21 protein-coding genes are annotated in these 21,519 nt (G+C 55.5%); 10 read left to right on the top strand and 11 right to left on the bottom strand.

The features are described from left to right. Positions 1-89 precede the first annotated feature (89 nt). The 5 genes from frdA (at position 90) to IAE48_RS12190 (ending at position 3,997) form a co-directional block, all read left to right on the top strand. A complete protein-coding gene (frdA, locus tag IAE48_RS12210; protein ID WP_200134547.1) occupies positions 90-1,880 on the top strand; it encodes a fumarate reductase (quinol) flavoprotein subunit in 1,791 nt (596 codons plus the stop codon). Further along, entirely contained in the window at positions 1,873-2,607 is a 735-nt protein-coding gene (locus tag IAE48_RS12205; RefSeq protein WP_054803043.1) for a succinate dehydrogenase/fumarate reductase iron-sulfur subunit, read from the top strand. Before frdA ends, IAE48_RS12205 begins: the two co-directional genes overlap by 8 nt. A gap of 10 nt (positions 2,608-2,617) precedes the next feature. After that, positions 2,618-3,013: a fumarate reductase subunit FrdC gene (frdC, locus tag IAE48_RS12200; protein WP_054803044.1), complete on the top strand. Its 396-nt coding sequence runs from the start codon at positions 2,618-2,620 to the stop codon at positions 3,011-3,013. Positions 3,014-3,023: 10 nt separating this feature from the next. Further along, the gene (gene frdD, locus IAE48_RS12195; protein WP_042718509.1) at positions 3,024-3,383 is read left to right on the top strand and encodes a fumarate reductase subunit FrdD; all 360 of its coding nucleotides are present in this window, start codon (positions 3,024-3,026) and stop codon (positions 3,381-3,383) included. An 83-nt stretch (positions 3,384-3,466) separates the two neighbouring features. Then, entirely contained in the window at positions 3,467-3,997 is a 531-nt protein-coding gene (locus IAE48_RS12190; protein ID WP_023478412.1) for a lipocalin family protein, read from the top strand. On the opposite strand, the gene sugE is transcribed toward IAE48_RS12190, so the two are convergent. Further along, positions 3,994-4,311 (bottom strand): quaternary ammonium compound efflux SMR transporter SugE, encoded by a 318-nt coding sequence (sugE, locus tag IAE48_RS12185; protein ID WP_200134546.1) that lies wholly within the window; start codon positions 4,309-4,311, stop codon positions 3,994-3,996. The two genes, IAE48_RS12190 and sugE, sit on opposite strands and share 4 nt — an antisense overlap. A 266-nt stretch (positions 4,312-4,577) precedes the next feature. On the opposite strand from sugE, the gene IAE48_RS12180 reads away from it, so the two are divergent. Next, positions 4,578-5,177 (top strand): LuxR C-terminal-related transcriptional regulator, encoded by a 600-nt coding sequence (locus tag IAE48_RS12180; protein WP_200134545.1) that lies wholly within the window; start codon positions 4,578-4,580, stop codon positions 5,175-5,177. Positions 5,178-5,206: 29 nt separating this feature from the next. Here the strand turns inward: IAE48_RS12180 and ecnB are convergent, their stop codons facing one another. The 3 genes from ecnB to efp form a co-directional block, all read right to left on the bottom strand. Next, the gene (gene ecnB, locus IAE48_RS12175; RefSeq protein ID WP_023478333.1) at positions 5,207-5,353 is read right to left on the bottom strand and encodes a lipoprotein toxin entericidin B; all 147 of its coding nucleotides are present in this window, start codon (positions 5,351-5,353) and stop codon (positions 5,207-5,209) included. A 108-nt stretch (positions 5,354-5,461) separates the two neighbouring features. Further along, positions 5,462-5,593: an entericidin A/B family lipoprotein gene (locus IAE48_RS12170; RefSeq protein WP_042718504.1), complete on the bottom strand. Its 132-nt coding sequence runs from the start codon at positions 5,591-5,593 to the stop codon at positions 5,462-5,464. A gap of 57 nt (positions 5,594-5,650) precedes the next feature. Beyond that, positions 5,651-6,217, bottom strand: a complete 567-nt coding sequence (gene efp / locus IAE48_RS12165) for an elongation factor P (protein ID WP_023478480.1) — start codon at positions 6,215-6,217, stop codon at positions 5,651-5,653. A gap of 41 nt (positions 6,218-6,258) precedes the next feature. On the opposite strand from efp, the gene epmB reads away from it, so the two are divergent. Next, on the top strand, positions 6,259-7,287 hold the full coding sequence (gene epmB / locus IAE48_RS12160; RefSeq protein ID WP_054803047.1) for an EF-P beta-lysylation protein EpmB: 1,029 nt from the start codon (positions 6,259-6,261) through the stop codon (positions 7,285-7,287). A gap of 76 nt (positions 7,288-7,363) precedes the next feature. On the opposite strand, the gene IAE48_RS12155 is transcribed toward epmB, so the two are convergent. The 4 genes from IAE48_RS12155 to IAE48_RS12140 all read right to left on the bottom strand — a co-directional run bounded on the left by IAE48_RS12155 (position 7,364) and on the right by IAE48_RS12140 (position 14,417). Next, entirely contained in the window at positions 7,364-9,007 is a 1,644-nt protein-coding gene (locus IAE48_RS12155; protein WP_200134544.1) for a methyl-accepting chemotaxis protein, read from the bottom strand. A gap of 318 nt (positions 9,008-9,325) precedes the next feature. Next, a complete protein-coding gene (locus IAE48_RS12150; RefSeq protein ID WP_042718501.1) occupies positions 9,326-9,679 on the bottom strand; it encodes a DUF4156 domain-containing protein in 354 nt (117 codons plus the stop codon). 155 nt (positions 9,680-9,834) lie between these two features. Then, positions 9,835-13,899 carry an Ig-like domain-containing protein gene (locus IAE48_RS12145; RefSeq protein ID WP_200134543.1) on the bottom strand — a complete coding sequence of 1,355 codons (4,065 nt, stop codon included), beginning with the start codon at positions 13,897-13,899 and terminating at the stop codon, positions 9,835-9,837. A gap of 77 nt (positions 13,900-13,976) precedes the next feature. Continuing rightward, complete coding sequence (locus tag IAE48_RS12140; protein ID WP_200134542.1) at positions 13,977-14,417, bottom strand: hypothetical protein; 441 nt, start codon at positions 14,415-14,417, stop codon at positions 13,977-13,979. Between the two features lie 493 nt (positions 14,418-14,910). Between IAE48_RS12140 and IAE48_RS12135 the strand changes: the two genes are divergently transcribed. Next, positions 14,911-15,618: a winged helix-turn-helix domain-containing protein gene (locus IAE48_RS12135; protein WP_200134541.1), complete on the top strand. Its 708-nt coding sequence runs from the start codon at positions 14,911-14,913 to the stop codon at positions 15,616-15,618. 87 nt (positions 15,619-15,705) lie between these two features. On the opposite strand, the gene groL is transcribed toward IAE48_RS12135, so the two are convergent. Together groL and IAE48_RS12125 are read right to left on the bottom strand one after the other, a co-directional pair. Further along, positions 15,706-17,352, bottom strand: coding sequence for a chaperonin GroEL (gene groL, locus IAE48_RS12130; protein ID WP_094419174.1), 1,647 nt, complete (start codon positions 17,350-17,352; stop codon positions 15,706-15,708). Between the two features lie 44 nt (positions 17,353-17,396). Continuing rightward, on the bottom strand, positions 17,397-17,690 hold the full coding sequence (locus IAE48_RS12125) for a co-chaperone GroES (protein WP_007372708.1): 294 nt from the start codon (positions 17,688-17,690) through the stop codon (positions 17,397-17,399). 238 nt (positions 17,691-17,928) lie between these two features. On the opposite strand from IAE48_RS12125, the gene yjeH reads away from it, so the two are divergent. Continuing rightward, positions 17,929-19,185 (top strand): L-methionine/branched-chain amino acid transporter, encoded by a 1,257-nt coding sequence (gene yjeH, locus IAE48_RS12120; protein WP_200134540.1) that lies wholly within the window; start codon positions 17,929-17,931, stop codon positions 19,183-19,185. Between the two features lie 31 nt (positions 19,186-19,216). Here the strand turns inward: yjeH and IAE48_RS12115 are convergent, their stop codons facing one another. Further along, positions 19,217-19,681 carry an FxsA family protein gene (locus IAE48_RS12115; protein WP_042718491.1) on the bottom strand — a complete coding sequence of 155 codons (465 nt, stop codon included), beginning with the start codon at positions 19,679-19,681 and terminating at the stop codon, positions 19,217-19,219. A 338-nt stretch (positions 19,682-20,019) separates the two neighbouring features. On the opposite strand from IAE48_RS12115, the gene aspA reads away from it, so the two are divergent. Further along, on the top strand, positions 20,020-21,456 hold the full coding sequence (gene aspA / locus IAE48_RS12110) for an aspartate ammonia-lyase (protein WP_023478344.1): 1,437 nt from the start codon (positions 20,020-20,022) through the stop codon (positions 21,454-21,456). Positions 21,457-21,519: the final 63 nt, after the last annotated feature.

Genomic DNA, 21,519 nt, shown 5'->3' with positions numbered 1-21,519 from the left:
ACCCCAAAAGGAGCAGTGGACCTCTTCCGTAATGAAGGCAAGCGCACCTGGCTTATCGTTGCGGAACAACAATAATCTGGAGGAATGTCGTGCAAACCTTTCAAGCCGATATCGCTGTGATTGGCGCAGGCGGAGCAGGATTACGCACCGCGATTGCCGCGGCGCAAGCCCATCCCAACGCTAAAATCGCACTGATTTCAAAAGTCTATCCCATGCGCAGCCACACCGTTGCCGCCGAGGGCGGTTCCGCCGCCGTCGCCCAGGATCATGACAGCTTCGAATACCATTTCCACGATACCGTGGCGGGTGGTGACTGGCTTTGCGAACAGGATGTCGTCGACTACTTTGTCCATCACTGCCCCACGGAGATGACCCAGCTTGAACAGTGGGGCTGCCCGTGGAGCCGCCGCGAAGACGGCACGGTCAACGTGCGTCGCTTTGGCGGCATGAAGATCGAGCGCACCTGGTTCGCTGCCGATAAAACCGGCTTCCACATGCTGCATACGCTGTTTCAAACCTCGTTGCAGTTCCCGCAAATTCAGCGTTTCGACGAACACTTCGTGCTCGATATCCTGGTGGATGACAACCACGCGCGCGGCCTGGTCGCGATGAACATGATGGAAGGCACGCTGATCCAGATCCGCGCTAATGCGGTAGTAATGGCCACCGGCGGCGCAGGTCGTGTTTACCGCTATAACACCAACGGCGGCATCGTTACCGGCGACGGTATGGGGATGGCGCTGGCGCACGGCGTGCCGCTGCGCGATATGGAGTTTGTGCAGTATCACCCGACCGGCCTGCCCGGCTCCGGCATTCTGATGACGGAGGGCTGCCGCGGCGAAGGCGGTATCCTGGTGAACAAAAACGGCTATCGTTATTTGCAGGATTACGGCATGGGGCCGGAAACGCCGCTCGGCGAGCCGAAAAACAAATATATGGAGCTTGGCCCGCGCGACAAAGTATCGCAGGCCTTCTGGCACGAGTGGCGCAAAGGCAACACCATCTCCACGCCGCGCGGCGATGTGGTGCATCTCGATCTGCGCCACCTTGGCGAGAAGAAGATCAAAGAGCGCCTGCCCTTTATTTGCGAGCTGGCAAAAGCCTATGTCGGCGTCGATCCGATCAAAGAGCCGATCCCGGTGCGCCCGACCGCGCACTACACTATGGGCGGCATTGAGACGGATCAGAATTGCGAATCGCGCATCGCCGGGCTGTTTGCCGTCGGTGAGTGCTCCTCGGTCGGCCTGCACGGTGCTAACCGTCTTGGCTCTAACTCGCTGGCGGAACTGGTGGTCTTTGGCCGCCTGGCGGGCGAACAGGCGGTTGAACGCGCCTCCACGGCCAGCCCGGCAAATGACGATGCGCTCAACGCTCAGGCCGCCGATGTTGAACAGCGTCTGAAGGCGCTGGTGAATCAGAACGGCACCGAGAGCTGGGCGAAAATCCGCGATGAGATGGGCGAATCGATGGAAGAGGGCTGTGGCATTTACCGTACGCCAGAGCTGATGCAGAAAACCGTCGATAAGCTTGCTGAGCTACAGGAGCGCTTCAAACGGGTACGCATCACCGACACCTCCAGCGTCTTCAACACCGATATTCTCTACACCCTTGAGCTGGGCCACGGCCTGAACGTTGCAGAATGTATGGCCCACTCGGCGCTGGCGCGCAAAGAGTCGCGCGGTGCCCATCAGCGTCTCGACGAAGGCTGTACCGAGCGCGATGACGTTAACTTCCTCAAACATACGCTCGCGTTCCGCGAAGCGGACGGTACAACCCGCCTCGAGTACAGCGACGTGAAAATCACCACGCTGCCACCGGCGAAACGCGTCTATGGGGCAGAAGCGGAGTCGGGTGAGAAGAAGGAGACGAACAATGTCTGAGATGAAGAACCTGAAGATTGAAGTGGTGCGCTATAACCCGGAGGTCGACAACGCGCCGCACAGCGCCTTCTACGACGTGCCATACGATGAAGCCACCTCGCTGCTCGATGCGCTGGGGTATATCAAAGATAACCTCGCACCCGATCTCAGCTATCGCTGGTCGTGCCGGATGGCGATTTGCGGCTCCTGCGGCATGATGGTCAACAAAGTGCCGAAGCTGGCCTGCAAAACCTTTCTGCGTGACTACACCAAAGGGTTGAAAGTCGAGGCGCTGGCGAACTTCCCGATTGAGCGCGATCTGGTGGTTGATATGACCCACTTTATCGAGAGCCTTGAGGCGATTAAGCCCTATATCATCGGCAATACGCGCACGCCGGATCAGGGGCCGGGCAAGCAGACCCCGGCGCAGATGGCGAAGTATCACCAGTTCTCCGGCTGCATCAACTGCGGCCTCTGCTATGCCGCCTGCCCGCAGTTTGGCCTCAATCCGGAGTTTATCGGCCCGGCGGCGATTACGCTGGCGCACCGCTATAACCTCGACAGCCGCGACCACGGCAAACAAGAGCGCATGGCGCAACTCAACGGCCAGAACGGCGTGTGGAGTTGTACGTTTGTCGGCTACTGCTCGGAAGTCTGTCCGAAGCACGTCGACCCGGCCGCCGCCATTCAGCAGGGCAAGATTGAGAGTTCGAAAGACTTTCTTATCGCCACCCTGAAACCTCGCTAAGGAGTGCATGATGACGACTAAACGTAAGGCCTGGGTTCGCCCCATGCCGTCAAGCTGGTGGAAAACCCTGCCGTTTTATCGCTTCTATATGCTGCGCGAAGGGACGGCGATCCCGGCGGTGTGGTTCAGCCTTGAGCTGCTGTATGGCCTTTTCGCGCTGAAAAACGGTCCGGAGAGCTGGATGGGCTTTGTCGCTTTCCTGCAAAACCCGGTGGTGCTGCTGCTCAACCTGATCGCACTGGCGGCCGCGCTGTTGCATACCAAAACCTGGTTCGATCTGGCACCAAAAGCGTCGCTGATCATTGTGAAAGGCGAAAAAATGGGGCCAGAGCCGGTGGTAAAAGGGCTATGGGTGGTGGCTGCCGTGGTCACGGTGGTTGTGCTGTTTATCGCCCTGTTCTGGTGAGGAATTGATGATGATTAACCCAAATCCAAAACGTTCTGACGAACCGATGTTCTGGGGGCTGTTTGGCGCAGGCGGTATGTGGAGCGCCATCTTCGCGCCGGTGATGATCCTGCTGGTCGGCCTGCTGCTGCCGCTCGGTCTCTTCCCCGGCGAGGCGCTGAGCTATGAGCGCGTTATCGCCTTTGCCCAGAGCTTCATTGGCCGCGCTTTTCTCTTCCTGATGATTGTGCTGCCGGTCTGGTGCGGTCTGCACCGCATCCACCACATGATGCATGATTTGAAAGTGCATCTGCCCCAGGGCAAATGGATTTTCTACGGCCTCGCAGCGATTATCACTGTCGTTGCGTTAGTCGGCGTGATTTTCCTGTAAAACCTGTTGCTCTCCTGCATGCGCAGGAGAGCAAATTTCCCGCCATCTTCTACACTTACGTAAAAGCCAGGAGGGAGAATACCATGCGTTTACTGCCTATCTTCGCAGCGGTCACCGCTGCTTTTTTAGTCACGGCCTGCAGCACGCCCACACCGCCAAAAGGCGTTACCGTGGTGCAGAATTTCGATACGCAACGCTACTTAGGGAAATGGTACGAGATCGCCCGCTTCGATCACCGCTTTGAGCGTGGTCTGGAGCGCGTCACCGCGACCTACAGCCTGCGCGACGATGGCGGCTTAACCGTTGTCAACCGGGGTTATAACCCGGATCGCGGCAAATGGCAGGAGTCGGTCGGCAAAGCCTACTTCACCGGCGACCCGCGCACCGCGTCGCTGAAGGTCTCATTTTTTGGCCCGTTCTATGGCGGCTACAACATCATCTCGCTGGATAAAGAGTATCGCCATGCGCTGATTTGCGGCCCGGATCGCGACTATCTGTGGATCCTCTCCCGCACGCCGACCATTTCGGCCGACGTGAAAGAGAAGATGCTGGCAGAAGCGACCCGCCAGGGCTTCGAAGTGAACAAGCTAATCTGGGTCGATCAGCCCCATTAATGGGCGCTGATTTTTAAGCCAATAATTCCGGCCACAATCAGACAGAGGCTAACGATACGCGCCAGGCTTGCGGACTCGCCGAGTAATATAATCCCGGCGATCGCCGCGCCAACGGCGCCAATGCCGGTCCAGACCGCATAAGCGGTACCGACCGGCAGGGTTTTCATTGCCCATGAAAGCAGCACGACGCTAATAAGCATCGCCACGACGGTAATAATACTGGGAGTGATGCGGGTAAAACCGTGGGTATATTTAAGGCCGATAGCCCAGACGACTTCAAGAAGACCGGCGATGACGAGAATAAACCAGGACATGGTTGGCTCCAGTACGGGGCCGTCCCCGAATTAAAATTGACGCTGTCGGGTCGTCCCGCCAGCCAGGTGATGAGTGTCAGATTTTCCCTTCTTTACCTGAGGATTTCAACCCCACAAACCCCCATTCAGTTTCAGGAAGTTAAAGCAAGAAATAGCCCCTCTTCGCAGCGGAATTCAGGCATTTATTCATCATATCCAGCGAATATGATGAATCGCTTTCCTGGATTCAGGAAGCCGTGCGCCCTACTCTGACTGCGAAGAAAAATATGTTCAAAATGCTTGTGATTGACCGCTGTTACTTCACCCGTTCAGGGATGGAATCCTGGCTCAATCAAACCGATCTGTTTCCCGCCTCTTTCCTTGTCACCGCTCTGCATAATTTGATGCTGGCGAAAGAGCATATTGTCCAGTGGCAGCCGGATCTGGTGATTATTGATTTACACAGTTTTAAAGATGAAATTCATCATATTCAACAACTTGCTTCGCTCTTCTCGGTATGCGGCGCATCCTGCCAGGTGATGCTGCTGGAGTCGGGCCACGACACACAGCTGTCGGCGTTTTGCGCGCAATTTCCGATTGCGGCGATCCTGCAAAAGACGGATCCGCTGGAAAAAGTGGCGCAGGCCATTGATAACATGATGCAGGCGCGCCCGGTCAGGCAGTCACGGCGAGTCGTGACGCCGCTACTAACGCGTCAGGAAGAGAAAGTATTAACCCTGTGGATGGAAGGCAGAGATAACGCAGCAATCGCAGCAAACATGAGGATCAACGGGAAAACCGTTTATACCTACAAAAGAAACATTCGCATGAAATTGGGGATGGGAAACCGCTTTACGCCGTTTTTGTCACTACCAGAGGCAAACTAACGGTACGGCACAGGCCGTACCGGCAGTCATCACTGTTGTGCTTTGGTCGCAGCGCCAGAAATTGCGCTACCGCCATCGGAGATATCTTCGCCGACGCCACGGGTGGTGTTACACGCCGTCAGCACGGATGAAAGAACCAGTACAGAAAAGATCGCAACAAATGTCTTCTTAACCATAATATCTTCCTTTTATTGTCAATATCGTTTGTGTATAGCCACTTAAGCATAGACAAATTCCCGAAAAGCGACGGGAAAAAAGCGGATTTTTAAGACGAAAGGAAGTTATTAGCTGGCGGCGTGCGAAATGATATGACCCAGCGTCTGCACATCTTCGCCGATACCGCGCGCGGTATTGCAGCCTGCGAGCAGTGCGCAGCTGATAAGCAGCAGGGAGAGGAGTTTTGCGAGACGTTTCATCATCCGGGCCTCAACGAACCCGCGACGCAGCAGAGCGCTACGCCGCGGTTGCGCGCATTACTTCACGCGAGATACATATTCGCCGGAGCGGGTATCAACTTTGATCACTTCGCCAACCTGTACGAACAGCGGCACTTTAACCACAGCGCCGGTGCTCAGGGTAGCCGGTTTGCCGCCGGTACCTGCGGTATCACCTTTCAGGCCTGGATCGGTATCAACGATTTCCAGTTCAACGAAGTTCGGCGGCGTGACGGAGATCGGCTGGCCGTTCCACAGCGTCACGATGCACTCGGCCTGATCCAGCAGCCATTTTTCGCTGTCGCCAATCGCTTTTTTATCAGCGGAGAGCTGCTCAAAAGTTTCGTTGTTCATGAAGTGCCAGAACTCACCGTCGTTGTAGAGGTAAGTCAGGTTCATATCCACAACGTCCGCGCCTTCAGCCGAGTCGGTAGACTTGAAGGTTTTCTCAACGCGGGTACCGGTCAGCAGACGACGCAGTTTAACGCGTGCGAACGCCTGGCCTTTGCCCGGTTTCACGAATTCGCTGGCCTCAACCGCGTACGGTTCGCCGTCCATCATGATTTTAAGACCGGCACGAAAATCGTTGCTATAGTAAGTCGCCATAAGGCCCTCTGAAATTGTTAACTGGTAGCTTAGCCAAAAAAATGGCACACATTGTAACCCTAAAATCCCCTTCCAGAGAAGATTGGTTATTGCAACTTGCCGATGTAATCACCGATCCCGATGAACTGCTACATATTTTAAATATAGAACCTGATGAAGCCCTGCTGCGCGGACGCGAAGCAAAGCGGCTTTTCCCGCTGCGGGTGCCGCGGGCGTTTGTCGCGCGCATGCGCAAAGGCGATGTTAACGATCCGCTTCTGCGTCAGGTACTTACCACCAGCGAAGAGTTTATCTCCGCACCGGGTTACAGCACCGATCCGCTGGATGAGCAGAGCAGCGTAGTGCCAGGTCTGCTGCACAAATACCGCAACCGCGCGCTGCTGTTGGTCAAGGGCGGCTGTGCGGTAAATTGCCGCTACTGTTTCCGTCGCCACTTCCCGTATGCCGATAATCAGGGCAACAAGCGGAACTGGCAGGGCGCGCTGGACTATATTGCCGCGCATCCGGAGCTGGATGAGATCATCTTCTCCGGCGGCGATCCGCTGATGGCCAAAGATCACGAGCTTGAGTGGTTGATCGCGCAACTGGAAGCCATTCCACACCTTAAGCGCCTGCGCATCCATAGCCGCTTGCCGATTGTGATCCCGGCGCGTATCACCGATACGCTGGTTGCCCGTTTCGCCCGCTCCTCGCTGCAAATTTTGCTGGTGAACCATATCAACCACGCGCAGGAGATTGGCGACGATTTCCGCGCAGCAATGGCGCAACTGCGCCAGGCGGGCGTCACGCTGCTCAACCAGAGCGTGCTGCTGCGCGGCGTAAATGACAATGCGCAGACGCTGGCGGATCTCAGCAACGCCTTATTCGACGCGGGCGTGCTGCCTTACTATCTGCATGTGCTGGATCGGGTAGAGGGCGCGGCGCATTTTATGGTGAGTGATGAAACGGCGCGGGAGATTATGCGTGAGCTGCTGACGCTGGTGTCGGGGTATATGGTGCCGAAGCTGGCGCGGGAGATTGGCGGTGAGCCGAGTAAAACGCCGCTGGATCTACAACTGCGTCAACAGTAAAAAAAGCACGGTCGCGAAATACGCAACGCGACCGTGAAAAAAGCGCTTGCACGGGATACAAGCGCGTGTCGGAACTTTAAAAGGTCTCCCAGCCCTCATCGGCGGCGCCGGCAGGTGCCAGACGCGCACGCTGTACGGGTGCTTTCACGGTGCTGGCGCTGGCGCGAGCCGGCTGCTGGCCCGGTAAACGGAACACATCCACCAGCTGCTGCAGTTTCGTGGCCTGCTCTTCAAGGCTACCCGCTGCCGCCGAGGACTCCTGTACCAGCGAGGCGTTCTGCTGGGTCGTGGTATCCATTTCAGACATCGCCTGCGCAATCTGCCCGATGCCACGGTTCTGCTCATCAGAGGCGGCGGCGATCTCCTGCATCAAATCCTTCACCTGCATCACGGAGTTAACGATGCCGCTCATGGTTTCACCAGCCAAATCCACCTGACGGGAACCCTCCTGCACATAGTTCACCGATTCGCTGATTAAGGTTTCAATCTCTTTGGCTGCCTGCGCGCTGCGCTGGGCCAGAGAGCGAACTTCACCCGCTACCACCGCAAAGCCGCGGCCCTGATCCCCTGCCCTTGCTGCTTCTACCGCCGCGTTAAGCGCGAGGATATTGGTCTGGAAGGCGATGCCGTTAATCACCGAGGTGATTTCAGAGATGCGTTTTGAGCTCTCCATAATGTCTTTCATGCGGTTTACCGCCACGCTGACCACGGTGCCGCCCTGTGCCGCGGTATCAGAAGCAGTAATCGCCAGCTGGCTCGCCTGATGGGCGTTCTCAGCGTTCTGTTTCACCGTCGAGCTGAGTTCTTCCATACTGGCGGCCGTTTCAACAACTGCTGCCGACTGCTGTTCAGTACGTGCTGAGAGTTCGTTATTGCCTAACGCAATCTCGTTCGCTGCGGTATTCACCGAGCTTGAAGCGGCGCGCACCATCTTCAGCGATTCAGAGACACGCTCAACCAGCAGGTTAAACGCGGCGACCGCACGGCCAATCTCATCCATCCGCCCGGTTGTCAGCGCCTGGCTCAGATCCAGTTTCTCGCTGATATTTTCCATGCCATCGCGCATATCGTTAAGACGACGCTTGATGTTAAGCACGGTAAAGAGACCAAACAGACCGAGAACCAGCGTCGCGACCAGCGTGGCGCTAATGGATAAAACCATCGAGCGGTTAATTAAGCTGGAGTTAGCAGAGACGGCGTCATTTACCAGCTTGCCGTTATAAGCAACCTGTTCAGTAAAGTCGTTAATTAATATGGCAATACTGTCGGCAACCGGCCCGCCTTTACGCATCGCCTGAATAATGGCAGCACGGTCATTACTTTCTGAGACTTTGAAAAATTGATCCATCACTGCGCGAAACTTTTCTAAATCGCCCAGCGTTTTATTTGACATATCCTGATCGTGTTGATCGGAAACGAGATCTTTAATGTAACCCTGGTGCATGGCGTAAACGTCGTCATACAACTTTAATGCGTTCTGTTTGATTTCCGCCATCCCGGCAGGTTCTTCAGTCAGACCGTGAACGAAGAGCTGGCCGCGGATCGTCAGCACTTTCAGCATCTCTTTGTTCATCATGTCGAGGCTGGGTAAGGTATTTTCTTTAAAGTTCGTTTGCGACTCACCCAGTTTCGATAAGGAAAATATCGCAATCAGGTTTGTGCCGATAAGGCTTAAGATCAATAACGAGAAGGCAAGTAACAACCTCTTTGTAATATTCATTGGTAACTCCCGACACTTCATGCAAGAAATAATATTGTTTTTTTACACTCCTTCGCGTTTTGTCCTGAAGTGAGTATCGGCAGCGAAAAATATTACTTTATCGCGATATATCCTCTTTTCTAAAAAAAGACAAAACAGAGAAAAATATAATTAAATAAAGCGCCAAGATTAAGAAAACTTAATATTCAGAGAGGCGAAATTTAATTAGCAGGAAAATTATAATCGTCTTATTTACAAGCAGGGAATAAATAACAGAGTGCGGGAAAATAGTAGCTATTGCAGCGCGCCCGCCATCGCTGGCGGGCAGAAGGGAAAGGATCAGTTAGGGCACTTGTAAACCTGGGCGTTCATTTCGCTGGCGGTCGGCACAAAGCTCGACAGCACGCCCTGCGTCGGGCTGCTTACGTTGTAGAGCACGTTGCCGCCCATAGCGGCAGCCTGGTTGCGCAGGGCATTTGCCGCGCCGCGCATTGAGCCGCCCTCTTCGCCGTGCTGGCCAGAGAGCCAGTTGCTCTGCTTGCCGCTGGCGGTGCCAAGATACTTGCACTGCGCGGCGGGCTTATCTTCCACAAAACGCACGTTCTGGCCGCCAGCGGTGAGATCATTGCTGCTGCTGCAACCCGCCAACAGAAACGCTGCGCCAACCATTCCCGCCAAATATTTTACCGACATGTTATTCCCCGTAATCAATGAGCTGGACGCGGTTCGTCCGTGTCTAAACCTTATACTAAAAAGATGACTAAAAGAAAAATGCCGCCATCGCAGCTCAGATAAATCAGCGGAAAATTGCCAAAAAGCCCCGCCAGTTACGGCAGGGCTTGCTGAGATTAACAGCCATCAAATTTATACGGCGGGCCGGAGGAGGTGGTGCCGACGGTTTCGACACTCACGCTGCCCTGCGGGTCAACGTTCAGTTTGAAGACGTGCCACAGCGTATTGCGCTGCGAGCCGCTGGCGTTTTCCACCGCCCAGTTCCAGCTGCGGCCATCCGACAGGGAGAGCGTCACCTTTGCTCCCGTCATCAGCGGGCCGGTTGCCGGTTGGCTGTTGTGTACTGAGTAACAGTACGCACCGGGGTGGAAATTGCCAATCGAGACGGTTTCCGGGCCATAGCCATTGCGCACGTCATTCTCCAGCCCCGCTTCTGCGCCGACCGGGTGCGTCGTCATATAGTAGACATGCTGCCTTGCACCGCCGGGATTACTCGCTTTGGGCGGCACAATCAGGTGCGCGTCGAGATTCGCCGGTGTGGCGTTCCAGCTGACGACAATCTTCGCCACTGCGCCCTTCAGGCGATGCGTCAGGGTGAAATCCTGGGCAAAGAGTGTTCCTCTGACGACCGTAATCGTGGTTTGCAACGGGAAGTAGTCCGGCGCGGTGACTTCAACATAGTAGCTCCCTGATAAGACATCGAGGCTGTAGCTGCCGTTACTGTTGGCCTGGGTGGAGTAGACCGGCTGCGCGTCGCCTTTGCTATGAAAGAGTTTGATCTCAGCGCCGGGCACGACAACCGGTGCAGGGTTACTATAGCCCCATACCGCCTGGGCTCCCCACACTCCGCCGCGCAGGTTGACCTGCTGCGGATGGAAACTCACCGTTTTGTCCGCATCAATGCTGGCCTCGTTATTAAGCGACGCGGAAACCTGCACATTCATCACATCTGTCGTGGTGCTCTCAAGCAGAGCGACGGCGATCCCCTCATCGTTAGTCACGCTCAGGCTGTTGATGGTGGCGGCAACGCCTTTATCCTGTAACCACTGCACCGTCGCGCCGCTGACCGGGTTGTTATTGACGTCCTTGACCCGCGCATGGAAGGTAAAGCTGTCTGTGCCGTTGGCGGTTTTATCAGTGGTTGATCCCTCCAGCGTGACGCTCGCCAGCGCAGCGGTCGAGATATCGCCGATAAAGTCGACCGCTTTACTGGCCGAGGTTCCCGCCACGCGAGCCGTTACGGTAAATCGTCCGGCGCGCAGGCTGTTAACGCTGGTGGTTACCTGACCATCCAGATTGCTCACGCCCTGTGTGCGGGTCAGGACTGCGCCCGCGCTGACGGTGAAATCAACGGTGATTCCGCTCAGCCGGTTCCCCTTCACATCGGTCACCGTTGCCGAGAGGCTATTGACCGCATTGCCGTTCGCCACCGCGCCATTGCTCTCCACCACCAGGTTGGCATCGGAGATTTGCGCCGTGACCACATCGGCAATGAACAGCGTCGATTTGCTCAGGGTGCTGCCGTTTACCGTCGCGGTCACCGTGTAGAGGCCAGCAATATCGCTAACCACCGTAGTTTGCGCCTGCCCATCCGGCCCGGTAATGGCGGTCGTCGCGGCAAGGGTTGCGCCTGGCGACACGCTAAAGTTGACGGTAACACCGGGGATCGGGTTGTCATTGGCGTCAACAACGGTGGCCGTGACGCCATTCGGCGCAATCCCGTTAGCGATCGCGCCATCGGGCGAGATAAGCAGGTTTTCATTGGGCAGTTGCGCGGTGGTGCTGTCAGCAATAAAGCGGGTGCTCACCTGCGCGGCCTGCGGCGTGCCAACCAGTTTCGCCGTGGCGTTAAAGGTTCCCGCCCGGCGGCTGGTTAAGGTGGTTTGCGCTACGCCTTGCGCATCGGTTAGCGCCTGCGCGGGCAGAACGCTGACCGGGCTGTCGGGAATAAACTGTATCGCCATGCCCGGTACCGGGTTGCCAAACGCATCAGCGATCCTGACCGTCATAACGCTGCCCGCCTGGCCATTGGCCAGCGCATCTTGCGCCACGCGGCTCTCGATAAAGCGGGCGCTCTGGCGATCGACGCTGAAGTTAACGGTTTGCGTCAGCGCCTGGCCATTAACCGTCGCGGTAATCTGCGTCGCCACCGCGCGCGTATGCGTCAGTAGTAGTGTCGCCTGACCACGGGCATCGGTCAGCACCGCATTGCCGCCAATCAGCGTCGCGCCGTTATCCGCCGAGAAGCCCACCGCGTAGTTCGCCAGCGGGTTGCCATAGCGGTCAGTAACCGTTGCACGCACCGCATTGGCCTGCTTTCCATCCGCCAGCGCGTTATCAGTCATAATGTCGAACGCGGAAAGCGTGGCGGTGGCGGTATCGGCGATAAACATTACCCGCACGCTGCTGCTGTTACCATTGCGTAACGTGGCGGAGACCACGCCTTCACCCGCAACGCGGCTCTTCAGCTTCACCGTCGCCAGACCCTGGCTGTCGCTCACCGCGCTGAGCGAGATAGTATCCTGCCCCTGGTTGTTAAACAGCGTGGCCGCCGGTTTACCTGTGCTGTCGGCAAGCTGAGCAATATGGAATGTGACGCGCTGCCCGGCGACCGGCTGGCCCTCCTTCACCACGCTTGCCGTCAGGGTAAAGGCCTGCTGGTTATCAGCCAGCTGCGGTGCGGTGGGCGTCAGGGCGATTGGCGCGACCGTTTCGCTGGCGCGCATCACGCGGAGGGTGGTGGTCGCAGGCGTGGCGCGGTTGCCGTTTTTATCAACGCCAACTGCGGTCAGCACATACTCCTGCGCGGCACTGGCGGCTTCGCTGCGCGTGGTGCGATAGGCCGGAACCTGCACATGGAGTGCGGTCAATGCCGGTTGCTGCCAGCTGCCGCCGTTGGCGGCAAAGTTCGCCGAGGCGCTCCACTCAATGCGCTCAAGGCCATACTTCGCTTTGCTAATCGTCACCGGGATGGTCAGCGTCGTGCCCGCTTCCGCGGTGAGCTGCTTTGGCAGCGAGAGCACCACCAGTGGCTGCTTGCGGTACTGCATCACGATGTCGTAATTGCGATCGACAAGGGCGTATTTGCTGCCGATCAGGCTGCGGTGCAGATCGACATTGTCGCTGGCAATCTGCCGCCACAGCGGCACACCGAAGCGGTAGTTCAGTGCCATATCAAGGCGTGTATCCTGGCTGTCGCCAAAGGTGCGCTCGCCGGAAAGGGTCAGCAGCGGGAACGGCGTATAGTTAAGCCCAAGCGTGACCGCAGAGGGGTTATGTTGCAGATCGCCCGGCCCGCTGGCAGGCGTGAGGGCGATGCCTTTACCGAAGTAGTGCTCATATTTCAGCTTTGCTCCCCACTGCGGGTGCGCAGGCAGCCAACCGTCGAGGCGAACATCAATGCCATTCGCCGGGCGCTCGTCATACTCTTTCATGCCTTTTAGCGTCGAGGCGTGCCAGCCGGTGAGGCCATAATAGGCGTTGGCTGAGAGCTTCAGGTAATCAGCCCAGGCTTCGCCACCGATGCCAAGACGCGCATTCTTGCCGCTGTAGTCATAGTCGTAAAACGCATTGATGCCCAGCATGCCGCCTGCCAGCTGGTGACGGTAGCCCAACCCGACGTTGCCAATATTGCGCGCATCGCTTTTGCGTAGCCCCCACTGGCTGAACAGCAGTTGTCGTTCACTCTCCAGCAGCGGCAGCAGCAGATCGCCGCTCACCTTCCCTTTGCTGTCCAGCGACGCGCTGACACTCCCTTTTTGATCCATCCAGTCGCTAAGCTGTTGGTTGATCACCCCTTCGCCGAGGCTGCGGGCGTAGGCAAAGGCTGAGCGGCTGACATCTTCGGAGATCAGTAGCTGCGCGGCCTGCGCCGCTTTCGGTGCCAGCCACGCCTCGGCCGCTGTCGGTTCAACCGGCGGCGGCTCTATATTTAGCGTTGGCAAAGGCGAATTATTTTGCGGCTGGGGTGCAACCGCCGGTGAAATGGCGTGGGATAACATTCTGGGCTCGCTGATGAGCGCCTGTAGCCCGGCCATGGTTTCATCCATGCTGCGGTAATCGGCATATTCCGTTACCTGCGCCGCGGAGGTGAAGGGAAAAAAGAGTGGGCTGAATAACTGGAGCGCGATAATTCCCCACGCGGTACCACGCTTCCAGCCGGGAAGTTGTCTGGTTTTCATTATTACGTCATCAAGGAAAAACACGAAAAAGCCGTTTTTAACAACGGCGTTTAAAAGAGAAATTGGCGATGCCTCTGTCAGATATTGGCAAGGTTGCGCATCTTTTCTTTAACGATTTGGTAACTCGTGTAGTGCGCCTTCGCGCACAGGGTATCCAGCTTGAGATCGAGCTGCATGGTGTAGATCTCTTTCGCCTCTTTACCCATGATGTTTTTATTAATATTCAGAAATTTGTAGCCTTCGCCTATTTTTGAATAGTCATCAGAGTAGTTTTTATAGGTAGAGGTGTCCGTGCCGCGAATGAAGTTAAATTTGTCGATACAGGCATTGTTAGTTGATGCAATAACGATCCCATCGAAAAAGGGCGATTTGCGCTCTGCCGCCACGCCCTGTGGCGCGTTGGCGTTACTGACGCTGGCTGCTGAAACCCTCTCTTTTGGGGTGTTTTTGTTACCTGCACAGGCGGAGAGAAGCAATACGCACGCGCTGCTTAATATAATGGCATTTAAATTGTTCATTTTATTTTTCCCCTTAAAATTAAACCATTAACAAAAATACCAAGTTTTAAATGTGCGAGTGCCGTGAGGATATGACTACCCACACACTGCACGCGCCTAATAAGGTTCAATAATAAATTCGCACTCTTCTTTTTAGCTATTTATATCGGAACATTAGATACAAACAAGATAAATTATCGTCATATAAGCCACTTTCAGCGTTACGCATAATTATTATAAAAAAAATAATAACAAAATCCCGGTCATTCATGGAGAATTCTCTGGTAAATTGTCGGGATGCGTCTCTTAAAACTGAAAAAAAGCGGCTTTATTTATTGACAATATAGGTAGCATCGACAATATGGTTACATTTTCTATGCAGTCTCATAATTCTGAATAGCGTGATTTAATTAACAGGTTAAAGTAACTATTAATTAATTTCGCTATTACAGAAGTATCTAACTTCTTCTTTTTAATTTATTCCATGATGAATAGCATCATGAAAGGTATCAATATGCTCTTTATTATAGATAAGGAAATCTATTTCAGACCCGCCGATGGCGCAATATGGGGCGCAGGCACTGAAAATGAAAAACGGTTTTTAACCCTCGCTGGCAGCCGCTTGCTGCTCTTTTTTATTGAGCATCGCGGCGAGATCGTGACCCGCGATGCGATCTTCCAGGCGGTCTGGGAGCGGTATGGCCTGCACTCCACCAACAACACCCTCAACCAGTACATCTCACTGCTGCGCAGAACGATGACGGACCATGGCCTGGGCGCGCAGGTGATTAAAACCATCCCCAAAACCGGCTTTATATTCAGCCGCGATCTCTCCGTTATCGCCCTCACGGAACAGCATGACGTGACGCCACCAGCACCTGCACCAATACCGGCACCAATCCCAGCCGCGCCTGACCCGCTGATTGCGCGTAAACAGTACGGCGCGCTGGCGCTGCTGGTGCTGTTTTTGCTGTGCACCTTTATGCTCTTTGGCCTGTGGCAGAGCCGTACCCTCAGCGCGCCGCTGCCTGAATTTGGCAAAAGCGTGGTGACATTCACCCAGTGCGATTTTATGCCAGCGGAGAGCGAGGAGGAGCCCCGGTTGCTGGCGTCGAGTGACAAACTCAAATTTATGACGCTGGTGGACGATCTGGCCGTTGAGCAGGAGCCAACTCGCGATAAAGCCCCGCTGGCCTGCCCGGTCAACTCGCCTGCGGGCTGAAACGCAGGCAAAAAAAAGAGCGGGCATTAAGCCCGCTCCTCTTCGTTGAACCCGCGCCCGGTTTCCCGGGCACGTGTCCGGCAGCCATTACATCATGCCGCCCATACCGCCCATGCCACCCATACCGCCAGCAGCACCTAAATCAGGCGCGTCGCTTTTCGGCAGATCGGTAACCATGCACTCGGTAGTGATCATCAGACCGGCTACGGAAGCCGCGTACTGCAGTGCAGAACGGGTCACTTTAGTCGGATCCAGGATACCCATGTCGATCATGTTGCCGTACTCTTCGGTCGCAGCGTTGTAACCGTAGTTACCGTCGCCCGCTTTAACCATGTTGGCAACAACAGACGGCTCTTCGCCACAGTTCAGCACGATCTGACGCAGCGGGGATTCCATTGCGCGCAGCGCAACTTTGATACCCACGTTCTGGTCTTCGTTCTGGCCTTTCAGCTCAGCCAGTTTGCTGGCTACGCGAATCAGCGCCACGCCACCACCGGCAACCACGCCCTCTTCAACGGCAGCACGGGTTGCGTGCAGCGCATCTTCAACGCGGGCTTTCTTCTCTTTCATCTCAACTTCGGTCGCAGCACCTACTTTGATGACCGCAACGCCGCCTGCCAGTTTCGCTACGCGCTCCTGCAGTTTTTCACGGTCGTAATCGGAAGTAGCTTCTTCGATCTGCTGACGAATCTGCGTTACGCGACCCTGAATAGCGGTCTCTTCACCCACGCCATCGATGATGGTGGTGGTGTCTTTATTGATGACAACGCGTTTCGCCTGACCCAGATCTTCCAGGGTCGCTTTTTCCAGCTCCATACCGATCTCTTCAGAGATAACGGTACCGGCAGTCAGGGTTGCGATATCCTGCAGCATTGCTTTACGACGATCGCCGAAGCCCGGTGCTTTCACCGCAGCGACTTTCACGATGCCGCGCATGGTGTTAACTACCAGAGTTGCCAGCGCTTCGCCTTCCACATCTTCAGCGATGATCAGCAGCGGTTTGCCTGCTTTAGCAACGGCTTCGAGAACCGGCAGCATTTCGCGGATATTGGAGATTTTCTTATCAGCCAGCAGGATGAACGGGCTTTCCAGTTCTACTGCGCCAGTTTCCGGCTTGTTGATGAAGTAAGGGGAGAGGTAGCCACGGTCGAACTGCATACCTTCAACCACGTCCAGCTCGTCCTGCAGACCGGTACCGTCTTCAACGGTGATCACGCCTTCTTTACCGACTTTATCCATCGCTTCAGCGATCAGTTTACCTACGGTTTCGTCGGAGTTAGCGGAGATGGTACCAACCTGAGCGATAGCTTTAGAGTCAGAGCATGGTACGGAGAGCGCTTTCAGCTCTTCAACGGCAGAAGCGACAGCTTTGTCGATACCGCGTTTCAGATCCATCGGGTTCATGCCCGCAGCAACGGCTTTCAGACCTTCAGTGATGATGGACTGTGCCAGAACGGTCGCGGTGGTGGTACCGTCGCCCGCAGCGTCGTTCGCTTTGGAGGCCACTTCTTTCACCATCTGCGCGCCCATGTTTTCGAACTTGTCTTCCAGCTCGATTTCACGTGCTACGGAAACACCATCTTTGGTGATGGTCGGTGCACCGAAAGATTTATCCAGAACCACATTACGGCCTTTCGGACCGAGGGTAACTTTCACTGCATCTGCCAGAACATTTACGCCGCGCAGCATTTTTACACGAGCGTCGTTACCGAATTTTACGTCTTTAGCTGCCATTTTCTGTATTCCTTAAATTCGTTCAGGTTCGTTCGCGCGCGTTGTTACGCTTCAACAATTGCCAGAATGTCGCTTTCGGACATAATCAGCACTTCTTCGTTGTCGATCTTCTCAGCCTTCACACCGTAACCATCGTTGAAAATCACGATATCGCCCACTTTTACGTCCAGCGGCTGAACAGTACCGTTTTCCAGGATGCGGCCCTTACCGACAGCGATGATTTCGCCACGAGTTGATTTGCCTGCCGCAGAACCGGTCAGAACGATACCGCCAGCAGATTTAGACTCAACTTCCTTACGTTTGACGATCACACGATCATGTAACGGACGAATACTCATTTGATAGCTCTCCTTTGAGAAAGTCTTTATCAGTTATGGTGAGGCCGGGTCCATGGGGTTATCCGGCTGGTGACCTGAGAGATGGGGTTAGGCCTCTCCCCCTTCAAGGGGTAAAACAAAAAAAATTTTTGAAAATGCAATCGACTGCCCCCTCCCTTTCCTGGCGGGGAACGGCGAGCCATAAGTAAAACAGCTTGTGCTACCATCGAGGCTCCCGATAAGAGACAAACAGAAAAAAATGAGCGGATTAAAACAAGAGCTGGGGCTGGCGCAGGGTGTTGGATTACTCTCTACCTCGTTACTCGGCACCGGGGTCTTCGCCGTTCCGGCGCTGGCCGCACTGGCGGCCGGTAGCAGCAGCCTGTGGGCGTGGCCGTTACTCATCGTGCTGGTGTTCCCGGTGGCGATTGTCTTTGCCATTCTCGGACGCCACTTCCCCAGCGCTGGCGGCGTCGCCCACTTTGTCGGCATGGCGTTTGGACCGCGCTTGCAGCGGGTGACCGGCTGGCTGTTTCTCTCGGTGATCCCGGTTGGGCTGCCTGCGGCCCTGCATATCGCCGCCGGTTTCTGGCAGGGGCTCTTTGGCTGGCAGGGGCCGATGCTGCTGATGGCGGAGCTGATGACGCTGGCGCTGATCTGGCTTATCGGCACGCGCGGAGCGGGCTCCAGCGCTAACCTACAATCGATTATCGCCGGGCTGATCGTTGCCCTGCTGGTTGCCATCTGGTGGCGCGGCGGCATTACGCTGCGCGATATCCCCTTCCCACCGCTCGGCGAGGTTTCCCTCTCTGAGATGTCCGCTTCATTAGCGGTGATGTTCTGGTGTTTTGTCGGGCTGGAGGCGTTCGCCCATCTCGCCTCGGAGTTCAAAAACCCGGAGCGGGATTTCCCCCGTGCGCTGATGATTGGCCTGCTGCTGGCGGGCACCGTCTACTGGGCCTGTACCGTGGCGGTGCTGAAGTTCGATCTCTGGCATCACCTCGGCGCAGCGGCGTCGCTGCCGGTGATTGTCGTCGATCTCTTTGGCAAGCAGGCGCTGTGGGTGGCCTGCATTATTGGCTATCTCGCCTGTTTCGCCAGCCTCAATATCTATATTCAGAGCTTCGCGCGGCTGGTGTGGTCGCAGGCGGCGTACAAACCCGACAGCGCGCTGGCAAAACTCTCGGCGCGCCAGCTGCCGCTTAATGCTCTCAACGCGGTGATTCTCTGCTGCGTGGCCTGCACGCTGGCGATTTACGCCTTCAATATCAATCTCGACACGCTGATCATCTACGCCAACGGCATCTTTATCATGATCTACCTGCTCTGCATGCTGGCGGGCTGTCGCTTGCTGAAAGGGCGCTATAAGGCGCTGGCGATGTTGGGGAGCGTGCTCTGCCTGCTGTTGCTGATCATCCCAGGCTGGAAGAGTTTGTATGCGGTGGTGATGCTGGCGGCGCTGTGGCTCTTTTTACCGAAGCGGCGCACCACAACGGTTCGTTCTGTGTCGGAATAAAAAAATGCCCGGCGAGGCCGGGCAGCGGAGCTTAACGATCGTCTTTATGATCCAGACGATTGTTGGGGTCATCTTTACGCTGATATTCGCCTTCAAAGGTATCGCCACCGCCAAACCCGGCGCCTGCGCCCGGCCCGCGCGAAAAGCGCAGGTGCGGCATCAGCTTGAGGGTGATCAGCTTCTGCACCGGCGGCACCAGCAGCAGCAGGCCGAGGAAGTCGGTAAAGAAACCGGGCAGCAGCAGCAGCAGACCGGCGATCACCAGCGACACGCTCTTGATCATCTCGGCCGCCGGGCTTTCACCCGCCGCCATCTTCTGCTGCATCGCCATCAGGTTTTTAAAGCCCTGGTTGCGCACCAGCGACATGCCGATAACCGAGGTGAACAGCACCAGGATAAGGGTCATCAGCACGCCAAAGACGTGAGCCACCTGGATGAAGATCGAAATTTCGATGTAAACGTATAAGAAAAAAGCAATAAACGGTATCCAGCGCACTGGCTTCTCCTGTAAACGAGCAACGGTCATCTCACCGTTGCTAAAATGAGTCTGCGAAATCGCATAGGGATGAGATGGTGGCAAAGCTGGAAAATTCAATTTCCCCCGCGGTGTAAAGTTTTGTTTGTTACGCAGCGGTGACTTATTTCACATATTGGTAATTATGATGGGTCCAGTAAGATAATAAGTGATCCCGATTACGGCAATTCGCCCGCGCCAGCATATAATTTCACTCTTCTGGCCGATTGAGGGAATAATCGTCGGTCGAAAAAGACACATAACCACATAAATATTGTGTGATTGGTGTATTCATTCGTAGCTTGAAAAAGAAGGTTCACATGTTAAACAACATTCGTATCGAAGAAGACTTGTTAGGTACCAGGGAAGTGCCAGCGGATGCCTACTACGGCGTGCATACTCTGAGAGCGATTGAAAACTTTTATATCAGCAACAACAAGATCAGCGACATCCCTGAGTTTGTTCGTGGCATGGTGATGGTGAAGAAAGCCGCAGCGCTGGCGAACAAAGAGCTGCAAACCATCCCTAAAAGTATTGCTAACGCTATTGTTGCCGCATGTGATGAGGTGCTGAACAACGGCAAATGCATGGATCAGTTCCCGGTTGACGTCTATCAGGGCGGCGCGGGTACCTCTGTGAACATGAACACCAACGAGGTGCTGGCAAACATCGGCCTTGAGCTGATGGGTCACCAGAAAGGGGAGTATCAGTTCCTCAACCCGAACGATCATGTCAACAAATGCCAGTCCACCAACGATGCCTACCCAACCGGGTTCCGCATCGCGGTCTACACCTCGGTGGTCAAACTGATCGACGCCATCAAACAGCTTGGCGAAGGCTTTGAAAACAAAGCGGTGGAGTTCAAAGATATCCTGAAAATGGGTCGTACCCAGCTGCAGGATGCGGTGCCGATGACCCTCGGCCAGGAGTTCCATGCCTTTAACGTGCTGCTGAATGAAGAGACCAAAAACCTGCTGCGTACCGCGGAACTGCTGCTCGAAGTGAACCTCGGCGCAACGGCTATCGGTACCCGCCTCAACACGCCGGATGGCTACCAGCAACTCGCCGTGCAGAAGCTGGCGGAAGTGAGCAACCTGCCGGTAGTGGCCGCAGAAGATCTGATCGAAGCGACCTCCGACTGCGGCGCCTACGTAATGGTGCACAGCTCGCTGAAACGCCTGGCGGTAAAACTGTCGAAAATCTGTAACGACCTGCGCCTGCTCTCCTCCGGGCCGCGCGCCGGGCTGAACGAAATCAACCTGCCGGAACTGCAGGCGGGCTCCTCTATCATGCCGGCCAAAGTGAACCCGGTTGTGCCGGAAGTGGTAAACCAGGTCTGCTTTAAAGTGATCGGTAACGACATCACCGTCACCATGGCTTCCGAAGCGGGTCAGTTGCAGCTGAACGTGATGGAGCCGGTGATTGGCCAGGCGATGTTCGAGTCGATCCACATCCTGACCAACGCCTGCTACAACCTGCTGGAAAAATGCATTAACGGCATCACCGCCAACAAAGAGGTGTGTGAAAGCTACGTCTATAACTCCATCGGTATCGTCACCTACCTCAACCCGTTTATCGGCCACCACAATGGCGATATCGTCGGCAAGATCTGCGCCGAAACCGGGAAGAGCGTGCGTGAAGTGGTGCTTGAGCGCGGATTGCTGACGGAAACGGAGCTGGATGATATCTTCTCTGCCCAGAACCTGATGCACCCGGCCTATAAAGCGAAACGCTATACCGATGAAAGCGAACAGTAACCTTCCCCCAGGTTAAAAAATATGAAAGGCACGTCCTCCGCGACGTGCCTTTTTCTTTTGGGT

This window comes from Kosakonia sp. S57 (genome assembly GCF_016516575.1).
GTDB classification, from domain to species: Bacteria; Pseudomonadota; Gammaproteobacteria; order Enterobacterales; family Enterobacteriaceae; genus Kosakonia; species Kosakonia cowanii.
This window is presented reverse-complemented; position numbering and strand designations above follow the sequence as displayed.

Coding starts and splice junctions, on each gene's coding strand:
- IAE48_RS12180 (WP_200134545.1), top strand. CDS start 4,578: ATGTTCAAAATGCTTGTGATTGACCGCTGTTACTTCACCCGTTCAGGG.
- IAE48_RS12190 (WP_023478412.1), top strand. CDS start 3,467: ATGCGTTTACTGCCTATCTTCGCAGCGGTCACCGCTGCTTTTTTAGTC.
- yjeH (WP_200134540.1), top strand. CDS start 17,929: ATGAGCGGATTAAAACAAGAGCTGGGGCTGGCGCAGGGTGTTGGATTA.
- IAE48_RS12145 (WP_200134543.1), bottom strand. CDS start 13,899: ATGAAAACCAGACAACTTCCCGGCTGGAAGCGTGGTACCGCGTGGGGA.
- IAE48_RS12125 (WP_007372708.1), bottom strand. CDS start 17,690: ATGAGTATTCGTCCGTTACATGATCGTGTGATCGTCAAACGTAAGGAA.
- IAE48_RS12150 (WP_042718501.1), bottom strand. CDS start 9,679: ATGTCGGTAAAATATTTGGCGGGAATGGTTGGCGCAGCGTTTCTGTTG.
- efp (WP_023478480.1), bottom strand. CDS start 6,217: ATGGCGACTTACTATAGCAACGATTTTCGTGCCGGTCTTAAAATCATG.
- IAE48_RS12135 (WP_200134541.1), top strand. CDS start 14,911: ATGCTCTTTATTATAGATAAGGAAATCTATTTCAGACCCGCCGATGGC.
- ecnB (WP_023478333.1), bottom strand. CDS start 5,353: ATGGTTAAGAAGACATTTGTTGCGATCTTTTCTGTACTGGTTCTTTCA.
- sugE (WP_200134546.1), bottom strand. CDS start 4,311: ATGTCCTGGTTTATTCTCGTCATCGCCGGTCTTCTTGAAGTCGTCTGG.
- frdC (WP_054803044.1), top strand. CDS start 2,618: ATGACGACTAAACGTAAGGCCTGGGTTCGCCCCATGCCGTCAAGCTGG.
- IAE48_RS12170 (WP_042718504.1), bottom strand. CDS start 5,593: ATGAAACGTCTCGCAAAACTCCTCTCCCTGCTGCTTATCAGCTGCGCA.
- aspA (WP_023478344.1), top strand. CDS start 20,020: ATGTTAAACAACATTCGTATCGAAGAAGACTTGTTAGGTACCAGGGAA.
- groL (WP_094419174.1), bottom strand. CDS start 17,352: ATGGCAGCTAAAGACGTAAAATTCGGTAACGACGCTCGTGTAAAAATG.
- IAE48_RS12140 (WP_200134542.1), bottom strand. CDS start 14,417: ATGAACAATTTAAATGCCATTATATTAAGCAGCGCGTGCGTATTGCTT.
- epmB (WP_054803047.1), top strand. CDS start 6,259: ATGGCACACATTGTAACCCTAAAATCCCCTTCCAGAGAAGATTGGTTA.
- IAE48_RS12155 (WP_200134544.1), bottom strand. CDS start 9,007: ATGAATATTACAAAGAGGTTGTTACTTGCCTTCTCGTTATTGATCTTA.
- frdD (WP_042718509.1), top strand. CDS start 3,024: ATGATTAACCCAAATCCAAAACGTTCTGACGAACCGATGTTCTGGGGG.
- IAE48_RS12205 (WP_054803043.1), top strand. CDS start 1,873: ATGTCTGAGATGAAGAACCTGAAGATTGAAGTGGTGCGCTATAACCCG.